We start from the raw sequence: 14,468 nt of genomic DNA on the forward strand, positions 1-14,468 counted from the left end.
CCACGCACTCGTCAATTGCGCCGTTCAACAATGTACCGGGCCAGCTCACGCAAGGGTTCGGCGGCTGCGTCGAAAGGCCGCAGCGCATGCAGCGCCTGATCGCAGAGTTCCAGGGCATAGGCTTTGGCGCTGTCCAGGCCGAGCAATGCCGGGTAGGTCGGCTTGTTCAGGGCAATGTCGGCGCCTTGGCGCTTGCCCAGCGTGGCGGTATCGCTCTCGACGTCGAGGATGTCGTCCTGCACCTGGAATGCCAGGCCTACTGCCCTGGCATAGTTATGCAGCGACTTGAGCTCGCCTTTCTCGGCACGGCCGCTGGCCAGGGCGCCAAGGCGCACGCTGGCTTCGATCAGGGCGCCGGTCTTGTGCCGATGCATGAAGGCCAGGGCTTGCTGGTCCAGTTGCAGCCCCACCGACCCCAAGTCGATGGCCTGCCCGCCGACCATGCCCGCCGGACCTGCGGCCATGGCCAGGGTCTGCACCATGCTCAAGCGGATCGCGTCGGGCTGCGGGCTCAGGCGTGGGTCGACCAGCGCGCTGAACGCCAGGCTTTGCAGGCCATCACCGGCCAGGATCGCGCAGGCCTCGTCGAAGGCCTTGTGCGTGGTGGGCTGGCCGCGGCGCAGATCGTCGTCGTCCATGGCCGGCAGATCATCGTGAACCAGCGAATAGGCGTGGATCAGTTCCACGGCGCAGGCAGCGCCATTGGCTTGTTCGGGCGCCGCGCCCAGTGCCTCGCATGCCGCGTAGGCGAGCAACGGGCGCACGCGCTTGCCGCCATTCATGACGCTGTAGCGCATAGCTTCGTAGAGTCGGGTCAGCTCGGTGGAAGGTGCAACGAACAGGCCTTGCAGAGCGGCATCCACACGCTGCTGGCAGCGGGCCTGGTAAGTGGCGATCATTCGGGTTGTTCCACGTCGAAGGGTTGTTCGGTCAGTTCGCCGTCCTTTTCCAGCAGCACCTGCACTTTCTGTTCGGCCTCGGCCAGCGCGCCCTGGCAGTCACGGGTCAGGCGGATGCCCTGCTCGAAGGCCGTCAGCGAGTCTTCCAGCGACAGCTCGCCATTCTCCAAACGCTCGACCAGCGTTTGCAGGTCGGCGAGCGATTGCTCGAAATCCAGGGAAGCTTTTTTTCGGGCCATGGCAGCGGTCTCGACAGAAGGAGTTAAACCGCGCGACGTTAGCAGACGGGGGGCGCAGGGGCAAATACCCCGGGCGCTATTGCCACGGGGTTATGCAGCACTGCGCGATAGCGCACGTGGCCCAGGCGCAGTTGGTCGATGGCGGCGTTGACCTGGTCCATGGGCCATTGCTGCACCCAGGGCTGTATCTGCTGCTCGGCCGCGAAAGCCAGGGTGTCGCGTATGTCCTGGCGACCACCGACGTTGGCGGTGGTGACACTCAAGGTCTTGTACATCATGGCCGAAATATCCAGCGTGACCGGTGGCGGCATGCCGGCAAAGCACAGGGTGCCTCGAGGGCGTAGCTTGGCGATGAGGCTGGGCCAGTTGCAGGCGGCGGCGCTGGTCACGAGGATGAAGTCCAGGTCCTCGCTCCCCACTGGCCGATCAACCGGGCCGGTCATCTCGACGAAGTGGCTGGCGCCCAGTAGCAGCGCCTCGTCACGCTTGCCGGCGGTGGACGAGAAAGCCGTCACCCGGCAGCCGATCTTCGCCGCGAACTGCAGTGCCAGATGCCCCAGCCCGCCGACGCCGACAATGCCCACGGCCATGCCCGGCCGCGTGGCTCGCTTCAGGGCCGTGTAGACCGTGACACCTGCACACAGCAGCGGTGCCGCGTGCTCGCTGGTCAGCCGCTCGGGTATGGGAAACACGAAACGGCCGTCGCAGGTCAGGTAATCGGCAAACCCGCCGCGTTCCCCATGGGCACAGGTGGCGATCAGCGCCGAGCAGTGCTGCTCATCCCCCATCCGGCAGAATTCGCATTCAAGACAGGCGCTCTTGTACCAGCCCACACCGACCCGTTGGCCCAGTTGCAGGCCTTGGACCTCGGCACCCAACTGGCTGATGAAACCGACGACCTCATGCCCGCAGACCTGTGGAAAGACACTGGCGTCGCCCCAATCCCCGTCGATCAGGTGCACATCGCTGGCGCACAGCCCGCAGTGACTGATCTGGATCTGCACATGGGTGTGAGGCAGCGTGGGCGAGATATAACTCAGCTTGTCGAGCCTGCCCTGGGGCGATGCAGCGGCCCAGGTATTGACCTGATGCGCGCTCATGTTGGCATGGTCCTCAGCGTTTCGAGCAGTTGCCGGGCGAGGGTTATCGCCCACTGGCGGGTCAGGGGGGCAAAGCTGACTTCTGGAAATTCCAGGTCATTGGGCGGGCCGAGGCTCGCCAGGTCTTCGATGATCATCGGCAGGATCATCCGGGTTCGGGCCAGCGAGGGACGCCCAGAGCGATCATCGGCCAGACGATCCTGCCATTGGCGCAACGGTATCGGCTTGAAGCGGCCATCGGGCAGGCTGCCGCGGATCCACTCGCAGAGTGTCGCCCAGGGCAGTGCCCCCTGCGGATTGCACAGGTTACTGGCATGGCCCAGGGTCGAGGGCGGGGCCTGCTGCACCAATTGCACGATCACCTGAGCGGCGACGTCGGCAGGCGCCAGATTGATACCGCCTTGCAGGTCGGCGGGCCAGCATTCCAGCAGCAGGCAGGTGCTGAGCATGAGGCTCAGGTAATCGTTCGGGTTGGGCGCGCTGGGGTGCACATGCTGGGGCGCGGCGATATCGCCGCAGCGGGCGATCATCACCGGCAGCGCCAGGTGCCGGCTTGCGCGCAATGCCATGGCCTCGGCGACCAGCTTGGTGTCGTTGTAACCACTGCGCGAGGTGCCGGCGCTGGCCAGGGTCGAGAGCAGCAACAGCGGTGCGCCAGCAGCTACCGCCAGGCGAATGGCCTCATGGCTACCCTGGACGTTGGTCGCCGCCAGGCTCGCATAGGGTTTGAGCCAATTGACCTCGGCCCCGGCATGCACGACGACATCCACCTGCTCGCTGAGCGTCTGGTATTGCGCCTCGGCCATGTCGAAATGAGGCGCGGTCAGGTCGCCACATTGGATACGCAGTTTGCGCAGCCAGCCCAGCTTCGTGCCTGGCGCGACCAATCCATAGTGCTCCAGATTGGCCAGGCAGCGGCGCCGGGCTTGTATGGGATCACCGGCGCGAATCAGACAAACCACTTGCGCCACTTGAGGCGATTGCGCCAGGGCGGCGAGGATGAAGGCACCGAAGAAGCCTGTACTGCCGGTGAGGAATACGCGTTTGGCAGTGTTGTCGCGGTAATCCTGCAAGCGCTGCGAGGTCATCGCCGGGCCGCTTTCGAAGCGATAGCGTTCGGCTTCGGCATCGATGTCCAGCGCTTCCCTGGGCGCTACCAGGCCGCTCAGTGCCTGGTCTACGGTTCGCGCCATCCCCTCCAGGCGAGTGTCATCGAGCAGGGCTTCCAGGGACAGCTGCAGGTTGAACGTGCGGTTCAGTGCGCTCAGCAACTCGACCATCTGCAAGCTGCCGCCGCGATCGAAGAAATCGTCCTCGGCGCCCAGGGTAGGGATGTCGGCGCCCAGTACCTGCTCCCATTGGCGGGCGATCAGGGCGTGATTGCCGGTCAGCGTCGCCGGTGCATCGGGAAGGGCGATGGCTGCAGCGCACTGCTCGGCGGTCAGTCGGCGGCGTTTTTGGTTGCTGCCGGCCGCCAGGCTGGCCAAGCCATAGTACGCTGCAGGCACGGCGAAAAAAGGCAGGTGCTGCCGGGTCCAGGCCCGTAACGCATCGGCGCTGGGCAGATGGCCGGGCTGGGCGGGGACCACATAGGCGAGCAACTGCCGGGCGATACCTTCGTGACGCGTGACGATTGCCGCCTGGGCAACCATGGGGTGTGCACAGAGCACTTGCTCGACGTTGTCCAGATGCACTTTGTAGCCCCGAATCTTGACGTGCGCGCTGTCGCGGCCCAACAGCCGCAGGCGTCCATCGCTGAGCCACTGCACCTGATCGCCGGTACCGAACAGCGGCGCCGTGCATACCTGGCCGTAGTTATCCCGCGCCGAGCGGAACAACGCGCAAGGATTCGGCCCGCCGGCCGGTTCCAGATAACCGCTGAACAACCCAGGCGTGCGCACGTAGAGTTGCCCGACCGCACCGGCAGGCACGACCTGGTACTGCCTGTCCAGCACCAGGCCCTGAGCGCCCTTGACCAGACTCAAGGTGCCGTCCGCCTCCTTGAAGGCGACATCGCCCGCTTCGTTGGAGCCGTAGAGGTCCAGCACCTGGCAGTCCGGCAGCAAGGCCTGCACGCGTTCGCGCAGACGCGTTGGCAGGGCTTCACCGCTGCACCACAGCACCCGCAAGCCGCCGCAACGGCTGACCAGCGCCGGTTCGTCGCGCAGCATGCCATGCAGCAATGTCGGCGTGAGCATGATCTGCTGCAGCGCGTTGTCGGCGATGAAATCGAGCAGCCGCTGGGGATCGAGTACTACGGGATCGGGGATGATCACCGTCGTGCATTCGCTGAGCAGCGGGTAATAAAGATAACCGGTCAGCCACGCATTGAGCCCGACTCGATGGCCCGGTCGCAGCCACCGGCGCCACAGTTCGAGGGAGTCGAGCATGGCCTCAGGTGCGATCATCGCGACTTTGGCCAGGCCGGTGGTGCCGGAGGTGAGCAAGCCATAGGCCAGTGATGGCCGCACGGGACGCCGGAAGCCCCGCACAAGCCTTGCCCTGGCGCGAAAGTCGGCTTCCAGCAGATAGGCCTGATCGCAGGGCAGGTTGCCGACGCACGCCGGGTCGGTGAGTACCAGACAACTGCCCAGCAGTTGCAAGAACTGCTGGGTGTGGCTGGCGGAGTACCAGGCGGGTAGCTCCAGATAAGGCCGGCCCGCCAGTGCGCAGGCGGTCATGGCAACGGCAGTGGCGACGTTCTTGTGTTTGTGCAGGACGACCCAGCCCTCGACGTCCACACGCTCGATCAGCACTTCGGCCAGCAGGGTGGCCTGATGGAGCAATTCGGCCAGAGTGAGAGTTTGCTGACCATCGGTGACGGCCGGGTGCTGCGGCGCTGCAGCCACTGCATGTGCCAGGGTGTCGTACCAGTCGGGCACTGGATGGGCAAGTTGGTTGAAATGGTTGAACAGGTTGTACTGAGCCAGGCTTTGCTCGCGCAGGCGCAGCAGACACTGGGCGACGGCTTTCTCCGGTGGCTGAGGCGAAGGCCCTTGGCGACCCAGGGCTGTGAGCAGATAAAAACCAGTCTCGGTCAGCAGACCCAGCGTGCAAGCGATCTGCAGAAACAGTGGCGGCAAGGCTGCCAAGGTCGCGTGGCTGGCATGGGCGGCTTCGCTACAGGCCAGCACTACCGGCTCATGCAACAGCTCGCCGAGTTGTTCGGCCAGGCTCAGTGATGTCGCCACCCCACAGGTGCTGGCGTTGAACAGGTAGCAATCGGCATGTTCGATCCGGGCAATGACCAGCAGCACCCTGGCCAGATCTTCGTCGCCGCTGTGCAACAGGATGACGTTGAGCCGGGCCTCGGGGGCGTGGGTCAGGCGGCACAGGGTGGTCGGCATGGCCGCCTGGCGCTGCTGCGCGGCCAACATGGCGAAGAAGTCGAACAGGGGCCGCGCCGTTCGCGCCCGCTCGTCCACGACAAGCGGGTAGGCCTGCCCGGGATGCTCGATGGCGGCAAAGCCGGTGGAGCGTTGCGCATCTTCGTGCCAGCCCTTGAGGAACTGCCAGGCGGGTACTTCTTCAGCCTGCCACTGCAGCATCTGCGGCTCGAATGGCACACCTATGAAGGCGCAGAGTCTGGTCAGGCCCAGGCGGCCGTCGAGCAGATCGGTATCGCTCTCCAGCACCAGCGTACCGTTCGTGCCGCACGCGCGGCCGACCTGCCAGTACAGTTGCAGCAGCTCATCGAAGCCGGACTCGTTGGGATCGAAGTAGGTGGTGCCGCCTTCGTGGGACACCCGGTACAGCGATTCCATGACCGCCTGTGGATCGCGTACCAGAAACACATGCTTGAACTGCCGCAGCCAACCGTCGTCGATCTGCTCGAAATCGCAGAACCATGCCACTTCCTTGCTGAGCAGGACGGTATGGCCACTGTGCAGGGGTTCGCTGCGCAATTGCGCCATGGCATCGGCATAGGAAGGCGAGCCGGTGAAGTCCCCACGTTGGCGTCGCGCCTCGACGATGAGCTGATGCTTGGCGGGGAAGTGCGCAGCCAGAAAGGGTTCGCTGAGCCGTTCATGCAGCACCTGTAGCTGCCCATGCTGCATCAGCGACCGTTCCAGCGCCGTCGAGCGACTGCGCGACACCGCCCAGAGGATGACCCGTGTTGGCTCCGTGTGCATGTTCAGCTTCCTCTGTGGTGCTGCGGTCAGCGCAATACCAGTACCCCGGACAGCGCAATCAGACACATGCCCAGCACGGTAGCGGCGTCCGGGACTTCATTGAACAGGGCAAAGCCCCAGAACACTGCAAAGACCAGGTAGGCGTAATCGAAGGCGCCGATCACCGTGCTCGGCCCTACCTGATAGGCCTTGGCCACGCCGGTACTGACCAGCACCATCAGCAGCGCCAGAAAGGCCATCAGCAGCCAGTCATGGGGCTGCATGGTCACCCAGCGCGCCGAGAGGAACGTGCTCGGCCCGGTCTCGTCTGTGCTGCCGATCAGCCGGTAGCACAGCAGCGCCGCCGCGCCTACCAGCAGCAGGCAGAGGTTCAGGTTCAGTGCCATCAACAAGGGTTTCTGGCTGGCGCATTTGCTGCGGGTCAGCACGGCCGCCACGGCATACAGCACGGCCGCCAGAATCGGCAACAGCATGACGGCCGAGAACTCGCTGCCGCCTGGCCGCAGAATCACCAGCACGCCGGCGAAACCCAGCACCACTGCCAGCCAGCGTTTGCCGCCCACGGGCTCGTCCAGCGCCAGCGCGGTGAACAGGGCAATGAACAGCGGCGTGGTATAGATCGCCAGTGCCGCCAGGCTCAGGCTGATGTAGGGAAGGGAGGCATAGAACGCCATCCACATCAGGGTCAACGCGAGGCTGCGGGCCAGTACCCAGCGGTTACAGGAAAACGTGGTGGCCCAGCTCGGGTTCTGGTGATAGCGAATCCACAGCAACAGCAGAGGAATGGCAATCAGGGAGCGGGCTACGTATAGCTGCCACATGGAGAAGTTGGCGTTGCTGAGTTTGACCAGGGCATCGGACACCGACAGCAGAAACACGGAGCCGGTAATCAGCACGATCCCAAGTTTTGTATCGTTGAGGATCGGGCGCTCGCTCATGCCTGTGCTCCAGTGCGGGATGCTTTGCATGATGGGTGAAAAGGTGCCATGGTCTGAAACGATGATTTTGTCTGCCAGGGCAACCACAGGTTATGGAAAACCTTCGACGCAAACTTCCACCGCTGTCCAGCCTGGTGCCGTTCGAAGCGGCGGCGCGGCTGCAGAGCTTCTCCCGGGCCGCCCTCGAGCTGCACCTCACCCAGGCGGCAATCAGCCGGCAGATTCGCGCCCTGGAAGAGAATCTGGGCGTGCAGTTGTTTGACCGCAAGAGCCGGGGTGTCTTCCTCACCCCAGCGGGCGAAGACTTCAAGCAAACCATTACCCAGGCACTGCTGGGCATCGCCGAACAGGCCGAGAAATTGCGCGCCCAGGAACCTGGCACGGCGGTGGTGCTGTCTTCGCAACTGGTGGAGGCGTTTTACCTGCTGATGCCCACGCTGGCAGATTTCCATGAGCGTCATCCGCAGATCGAGCTCAAGCTGCATTCGACCCTGTCGCCCATTGGCGAAGGCCATGACAAGTTCGACATCGCAGTGCAGACCCTCGGGCGATCCACGGCCGACCACGTGCTGTTGTTCAGTGCGCCAGACCACGTATTTCCCGTGTGCAGTCCGCGGTACCTGAAGTCCATCGAGAAGGGCCTGAGCATCGATAGACTGGGCAGCTATCGGCTGCTGCACTACGAAACCCGCTCCCAGGACTTCGTCTATTGGGACCAGTGGCTGGAGGCTGTCGGGCTGCCTCTTCTGGTGGGTCGCAAGGGCATGCGTTTCAACAGTTTCCCGGTGATGATGCAGGCCGCCATCGAGGGCCACGGGATAGCGCTGGGCTGGGACCTGACCACCCGACACATGCTGGACAGCGGAGCATTGGTGCGACCGTTCGATCCGCAGTACAGCGTGGCCGATGCGCTGGGGGTGTACAAATGGCAGGGCAACACCTTGTCGCCGTCGGCGCGCCTGCTGGTGCAATGGCTCAAAGGGCTGCTGCTCAAGCGTGCCTGACCTGGCGCCAAGGCTCATGACACCACCCCACGGCCATACAGGTAGCCCAGCAAGGCCTGTACGGCCTGCTCGCAGGTGCTGTCGGCGGTGTTCAGCTTCATGTGCGGCCACAGCGGTGGCTCATAGCGAGCATCGATACCGGTGAAGCCGGGCAGTTGCCCGGCTCGTGCCCGGCGATACAGGCCCTTGGGGTCGCGCGCTTCGGCCACCGCCAGAGGGGCATCGACGAATACTTCGACGAAAGCATCGGCACCGATCACGTGCCGCGCCAGCGTGCGCTGGCGTTGCTGGGGCGTGATCAGCGCCGCCAGCACGATGGCCCCATTTTGACTGAACAGCCGCGCCACCTCTGCCACCCGGCGAATGTTTTCGGTGCGCTCCGCGTCGCTGAAGCCCAGACCCTGGCACAGCCCTTGGCGCATCTCATCACCGTCCAGCACCACGCAGTGATACCCCAAGGCTTGCAGCTTGAGCGCCGCAGCGCTGGCAATGGTCGATTTGCCCGCGCCGGAAAGTCCGGTCAGCCACAGGACGGTGGGCCGCTTGCCGACCAGCCGCCACGCCGTGGCGCGGGCAACGGCGGCGCTGCGCTCATCCATGGTTGGACTCCATGGCGGCTGTCGCCAGCAGCACTTTTTTCTGGATGTCATGCACAGCGTGTTCGCCGAAGCCACTGTGGGCCGGATCGATGATCAGTCGACCGCCGCGGTAGCCCTGGCTGTGCAGCCCTTTCTGCACGCTCTGGCACAGCGGCAGGTCCTCTTCACGCACCACGGCAACAAAATCGATGACGGCCTGCTCGTCGGGGGCGGGGATTGCCTGGGCGGTGAACCATTCCACCACCTGCTCGCAGCGCTCGGGGCCGTGGGGGATATGGTGCAGCAGATTCATATAGCCGCCGGGGTACACCTCGATGCACAGGTTCGGCCACAGGTACCAGGCGCCGAACTCATTGGCCCGTGGTGCCTGGGAAGGCATCGCGTAGCCCTGGCTGGCACCCCGGTCGGCGCTCAGATGGCTGTGATAGCCGGGGTGCAGGTCGATGCGATAGCTGCGCAGGTCGAGCGTTTGCTGAGTCAGGCTGGGGTGGCAGCCGGGGCAGTGGTAGCACTCTGAATAGTTCTCCACCGACACCTTCCAATTGGCCAGCAGCGGGTAGCTTTTGCTGTAGCTGTGGTGAAGTGCCTCCGGCGCTGGCTGAAAGCTGCGGATCTGCGCCTCGAGCGCCGGCAGCATGCTTTGCATGCTGTGCGCCTCGGCATCCAGATTGACGAATACCAGGCCGCAGAACACCTCCAGGCGCACGCGTTGCAGACACGCCGCAGCGGCCTGGAAATTCACCACCTGCTGGCTGTGACGGGCGTGGATCAAGGTGCCTCGATGATCGTAGCGCCAGGCGTGGTAGGGGCAGGCGATAGGCCCCGAGAGTCTGCCGGCGCCTTCCAGCAGGCGGTGCGCGCGGTGCTGACATACGTTGTGAAAGGCTCGCAGCTCCAGGTCCTGACCCCGAAGTACCAGGACGCTCTGGTCACCCACGTCGCGGACCTTGAACGCGCCGGCTTGATTGAGTTGCGAAACATGGCAAACGTACTGCCAGGTGCGCAGAAAGATGTGCTCGAGTTCCCGCCGGTACTGGCTAGGGTCGTGGTAGAAGTGTCCCGGCAGGCCGTGTGACAAGGCTCCGTCTGGGTGGAAATCACCGGTTCCGGCATTCATGGCCAGGCTCCTGTTCATTCGTAGAGGGCCACTGGGCGGCCGAGCACTTCCATGCGCGGCGTCAGGTCCAGGCCGCTGCCATGGGTCAGGTAGGCGCTGCCCTGGTCGACGCTGTGGCCGCCCTCGGCGGTCACGACGCTGTGGTGGCGGCACGCATTCCAGCTGGCGCGCAGGAACGGCGCCGGGGTGGCCATGGCCAGGTGCAGGGCGGCGGTGTCGGCGATCTGGCTGCCGCCGACATCCTCGATGTTCATCTGGATGCCCTGTTGCAGGCAGTAATCGCGCAGATGGCGGGCCTTGGTCAGGCCGCCGACCCTGCCGATTTTCAGGCCCAGGGCCTGCGCCGTGTTCGACTCGCAGGCGTAGTAGAGGTCGGCGGCAGTGTGGATGCACTCGTCGAGGATGATCGGTTGGCGGGTCATGGCGCGAACTCGCCGGCATTGCTCCAGGGTTTCGCAAGGCTGCTCGAAGTACACGCCTGGGTCGCTGACGGTGTTCATCACCGCAATGGCTTGAGCAGGCAGCCAGGCGCGATTGACATCGAAGGTCAGCCTGTCGCCCGGGCTCTTTGCCGCCAGCAACGCTTCGATACGCCTCAGGTCCGCCTGAACGCCCGAGCCGATCTTGCAGGAGTGGGTGCGATAGCCCTGGGCGTGGGCGAGGGCAACGTCCGCGACCATGGCGTCGGGCGATGCGGTCGGAATGCTGCTCTGCAGGGCAAGGCCATCGTTGAAACGCCCGCCCAGCAAGGCATAGACCGGCAGGCTGCTGAAGCGCCCCAGAATGTCCCAGCAGGCGATGTCCAGGGCCGATTTGACGTAAGGATGGCCCGGCAGCGCCCGATCCATGAGGTGGTTGAGGGTATCCAGGTACAGCGGGTTGCAACCTATCAGTTGCGGCGCCAGCACATCCAGGCCGGCGCGCACGCCTGTGGCGAAGGCGGGCAGGTAGGTGGCGCCCCACGGGCAGCTTTCACCGAGGCCTTGAAGCCCCTGGTCGGTATCCACCAGCACCACGGTGCTGTCCAGGTCGGAATATTGCAGGCGGCCACCGGACAGCGCATACGGCTTGTCCAGAGGCAGGTCGACTTGATAGACACGGATGCGGGTGATTTTCATGAGCAGTGTCCGCCAAGGTTTGCCGTGGAAGGGGGTCCCAGGTCCAGGGTGTGCAGGATGGGGAGATGTAGATCCGCCACCAGTCCCGCGAATTCGCGCAGCACTGCCTGGTCGGGCTGGTACGAATGGGCGTTGTCCGAGACCCAGCTGGGGCCGCAACTCATGCTGACGACCCGATCGAGCAGCTCGGCGCCCAGGCCCATGGCGCGTCCGAGCTCCAAGGCCTCGCGCAGGATCAAGGCGTTGCTCCAGGCCATTACCTCGCTCAGGCATTGGGCCTGCTCAGCCCATGCAGGATGGCCAAGGGTGTAGCGGTACTGGGGCGGGACATGCGGTTTGACCCGCCCGCGCGCGTCGGTATGCAGAGGCGCCGGGTGACGGTAGTCACGGTTGGCGCCATAGGGTGAGGGCGCCGTGAATCCCGGAATCTGCAAGCGCCGGTCATTCTCCCGCTCGAGCAAGTGCACCACTTTCAGGTGGTTGACCCGCGCCGGATAGCTGTAGCGGGCCTGGCGATAGCGTTGTTCCACCAATCGGCCCAGCGCCAGCGGCACCTCCAGCTCATCGGCCAGGCTCACCACCAGGGCGGTATCTTTGACGGTGATCTCCAGCGTGCAGGAGTGGTCGTAGCTGCCGTCGAGCAACAAGGGGGTGATCTGGTCGACGACGAAGCAGTTGCCGCGGCCTTTCTTTGCCGTCTCCCACAGCCAGTGCAGATCGATGCCGTGAGTCTGGGCGACGATGAGTAATTCGGCCCACACCAGCGTGGCACAGTAGAACAGCAGGTTGGTCAGCAGCTTCACCGACTGGCCAGTGCCGATCGCGCCGACATGCAAGGCATGCTGACCCATCACGCGGAGCACCGGTTCGACCTGGGCGTAGGCCGACGCGGTGCCGCCTGCATAGAAGCAGACGTTGTTGAAATCCACCCCCATATGGGAAAGATTGCTGACCGGCGCTTCAAGGCTGAGTACCCCTCGAGCTGCCCGCCAGCGCGGCGATTTCCAAGGTGTTGTGATAGTCGGTGGTGGAGGTGTCCACCCAGATCGCGCCTGGGCTCAGGCCTGCCAGCGCGCCGTCGGTGCCGATCATCATGTGTCGCACGTGGCAGGGCAGCGGCAGGCAGGTGATGAGCACCGCGGCCCCCTCTGCCGCCTGGGCAGGAGTCGGCGCCCAGGCGGCACCGTGTTCATCGGCCCAGGCCGCGCAGCCTGGGTCGAAATCATGCACGCTCACGGCATACCCCTGGCGTAGCAGTTCAGCGATGAAGGGCCGGCCCATATTGCCCGCACCAATGAAACCGATCGATTCGTTCATGCATCACACTCCTTTGCTCATGCCAGTTCCAGGGCTCTACCCGCGCCTTCACGACGGCGCCAGATAGCATCGAAATTGTTCAGCATCACTGCGCGGGTACTGAAGGCGGGCCCAGCGTCCAAGGGCATAATCACGGCGTCGATGTCCGGGTAGATGAAGAACGCCAAGGACACCCTCGCCTGCGCCTGGCAGTGCTGCACACGATGGGGCGTGCTGACCAGCTGGGCGCCGCTCCAGCGCGCGAGCATGTCGCCCAGGTTGATCACCACGGCGCCATCGACACACGGCACCGGCTGCCATTGGCCCCGGGTGAAAATGCTCAGGGAGGGATGCGGCAATGGCTGTTGAATCAGCACGGTGATGAAGCCGTTATCGGTATGCCGGCCCGCAGTGCCTCCGGCAGCCGGGTAATAGCTGCAACGCTGAATGAGGGTGGGCTTGCCAAAGTAGGGGTCGAGGAGGGTAGCCGGCAGGCCCAGCGCCTGTACGATGGCGTGGCGCAGGGGGGGCAGCAGCCGCCCCATGACCTCGTCCTGCAGGGCCAGCGCCGAGACGGTGAAGCCTGGGGCAATGGCGTCGTCTGGCAAAAGGCTGGGGCCGGAGAAGGGCGACTGCCCGGGACGGTCGATGCCCCAATCGAAGTGCTGCTTGAGGTCCGGCCCCTCGGCCGGATGCAGGATCTCGCCCCGCTCGCCGACATAGCCCCGCGCCGTGACCGGGAAACCGGGTTGATGGGCGTGTCCGTAAGCCGTCTTCATGGCGCTGGGCAAGCCAAAGAAGGCGTGGGCGCTGTGAATGTGTGCTTCGATCAACGCCGCGGGTAGACCATGGTCGATCAGGTAGAAAAAACCGGACTCGCGACAGGCGCAGGCCAGTTGCTTGAGTGCCTGCGTGGGATCATCAGCCAGATCGGCCAGCGAGATGATGGGTAGGAGCGACATGGCCGTGCCTCGCTCAGTTGACTTGAAAGGCCAGGTAGTGGGCCTGCACATCGCGCAGGTAAGGACCGTTCAAGCGACTGTCCAGCAGGCTCAGTCGGTGGGCCCGCTGCAATGCCTGGCAGTGGCTTTGAAACGCCGTATCGGCGTAGTAGGCAGCCCGTACGCTGAGCACGATCAAGCCGCCGGGACGTGTCAGTTCAATCAGTCCGGACAGGCCCGAGGGGGGCAAATGCCCGGGAATGAAGGCGCCGCAGCACAGCACCAGGTCGTAACGATGCTGCAGCTGTTCGGGGACGGCCTGGGTCAGGTCCAGGTCGCCGTACAGCTGCCGGTAAACCGCACGGGCGCGGGCCCGTTCCACCATGGCCGGTGACAGATCACAACCGTCGACATGATCGTAGCCACGGCGCTTCAGGACGCGGCCGACCAGGCCGGTGCCGCAACAGGCGTCCATTATCCGACAGTCCGACCCCATCGCGATCACGGCCGGTAAACGGTGCATGAAGTCGATCATGATTGTGGGACCACAGTAGTCCTGCGCACTCACGTCGTTGTCGTAGTGCAAAGACCACTGCTGGTAATACTCGCGCAGGCTCAGCGTGGTTGTTTGATTCAGCGCATGGTCGATTGAACTGCTGGTTGTTGTTGCGGTTCGAACATTGACTTGGCCGGCAGACATGATCTTCATCGACGCGTGCTCACTGAAGTTGAACTTGGGAGGACGACTCAATAGTTAGCGGCGGCTGCGTAGAAGGTCAACGACCGCTTCGGGCACTTCGTGGTGTACAAAAATTTACAGCGAAAGTTGAATAAGTGCGTGATAGATGTAATGTCCGGCTGTGAGCGCGTTCAAAAGCACTTTATATAATCTAAGCATATGATTTGCATGGTTCTATTAGGCATAAGTTGCTGTGTAAATTCAGTGACATATGCATTGCATCAAATCCCATATTCCTTGCAGGGTTAAGATTTTGTAGGGGCAGGGTAGACAATTAATTGGGCTCGAACACGCTTAAGTAAGGCCCCGCATCACCCTTCACACATACCCCCCTTGTAGGAGCGG

13 protein-coding genes are annotated in these 14,468 nt (G+C 63.9%); 1 reads left to right on the forward strand and 12 read right to left on the reverse strand.

The features are described from left to right. Positions 1-11: 11 nt before the first annotated feature. Genes ispA through B3397_RS01760 form a run of 5 tightly spaced genes read right to left on the reverse strand, consistent with a single transcriptional unit; the run spans position 12 to position 7,309 of the window. Positions 12-899: a (2E,6E)-farnesyl diphosphate synthase gene (gene ispA, locus B3397_RS01740; RefSeq protein WP_296246678.1), complete on the reverse strand. Its 888-nt coding sequence runs from the start codon at positions 897-899 to the stop codon at positions 12-14. Further along, on the reverse strand, positions 896-1,138 hold the full coding sequence (locus B3397_RS01745; protein WP_296246680.1) for an exodeoxyribonuclease VII small subunit: 243 nt from the start codon (positions 1,136-1,138) through the stop codon (positions 896-898). Before B3397_RS01745 ends, ispA begins: the two co-directional genes overlap by 4 nt. Positions 1,139-1,176: 38 nt before the next feature. After that, entirely contained in the window at positions 1,177-2,238 is a 1,062-nt protein-coding gene (locus B3397_RS01750) for an NAD(P)-dependent alcohol dehydrogenase (RefSeq protein ID WP_296246682.1), read from the reverse strand. Next, entirely contained in the window at positions 2,235-6,371 is a 4,137-nt protein-coding gene (locus tag B3397_RS01755) for an SDR family oxidoreductase (protein WP_296246684.1), read from the reverse strand. Before B3397_RS01755 ends, B3397_RS01750 begins: the two co-directional genes overlap by 4 nt. 26 nt (positions 6,372-6,397) lie before the next feature. Beyond that, positions 6,398-7,309, reverse strand: coding sequence for a DMT family transporter (locus B3397_RS01760; protein WP_296246686.1), 912 nt, complete (start codon positions 7,307-7,309; stop codon positions 6,398-6,400). A gap of 92 nt (positions 7,310-7,401) precedes the next feature. On the opposite strand from B3397_RS01760, the gene B3397_RS01765 reads away from it, so the two are divergent. Next, entirely contained in the window at positions 7,402-8,313 is a 912-nt protein-coding gene (locus B3397_RS01765) for a LysR substrate-binding domain-containing protein (protein ID WP_296246687.1), read from the forward strand. Positions 8,314-8,327: 14 nt separating this feature from the next. On the opposite strand, the gene cysC is transcribed toward B3397_RS01765, so the two are convergent. The 7 genes from cysC to B3397_RS01800 are packed head-to-tail and all read right to left on the reverse strand — an operon-like array spanning position 8,328 to position 14,093. Continuing rightward, positions 8,328-8,912: an adenylyl-sulfate kinase gene (gene cysC, locus B3397_RS01770; protein ID WP_296246689.1), complete on the reverse strand. Its 585-nt coding sequence runs from the start codon at positions 8,910-8,912 to the stop codon at positions 8,328-8,330. Further along, positions 8,905-10,029: an aromatic ring-hydroxylating oxygenase subunit alpha gene (locus tag B3397_RS01775; RefSeq protein ID WP_296246691.1), complete on the reverse strand. Its 1,125-nt coding sequence runs from the start codon at positions 10,027-10,029 to the stop codon at positions 8,905-8,907. Before B3397_RS01775 ends, cysC begins: the two co-directional genes overlap by 8 nt. Before the next feature lie 14 nt (positions 10,030-10,043). Further along, positions 10,044-11,147: a mandelate racemase/muconate lactonizing enzyme family protein gene (locus B3397_RS01780; RefSeq protein WP_296246693.1), complete on the reverse strand. Its 1,104-nt coding sequence runs from the start codon at positions 11,145-11,147 to the stop codon at positions 10,044-10,046. Continuing rightward, positions 11,144-12,082 (reverse strand): NAD(P)-dependent oxidoreductase, encoded by a 939-nt coding sequence (locus B3397_RS01785; RefSeq protein WP_296246695.1) that lies wholly within the window; start codon positions 12,080-12,082, stop codon positions 11,144-11,146. Before B3397_RS01785 ends, B3397_RS01780 begins: the two co-directional genes overlap by 4 nt. Before the next feature lie 25 nt (positions 12,083-12,107). Then, on the reverse strand, positions 12,108-12,464 hold the full coding sequence (locus tag B3397_RS01790; RefSeq protein ID WP_296246698.1) for an NAD(P)-binding domain-containing protein: 357 nt from the start codon (positions 12,462-12,464) through the stop codon (positions 12,108-12,110). Between the two features lie 17 nt (positions 12,465-12,481). Beyond that, a complete protein-coding gene (locus B3397_RS01795; RefSeq protein ID WP_296246700.1) occupies positions 12,482-13,405 on the reverse strand; it encodes a 2-oxoglutarate and iron-dependent oxygenase domain-containing protein in 924 nt (307 codons plus the stop codon). Between the two features lie 13 nt (positions 13,406-13,418). Beyond that, a complete protein-coding gene (locus B3397_RS01800; protein ID WP_296246702.1) occupies positions 13,419-14,093 on the reverse strand; it encodes a class I SAM-dependent DNA methyltransferase in 675 nt (224 codons plus the stop codon). Between the last annotated feature and the right edge of the window lie 375 nt (positions 14,094-14,468).

Origin of the sequence: Pseudomonas sp. UBA4194 (assembly GCF_002379585.1) — a bacterium.
Classification (GTDB): Bacteria; Pseudomonadota; Gammaproteobacteria; order Pseudomonadales; family Pseudomonadaceae; genus Aquipseudomonas.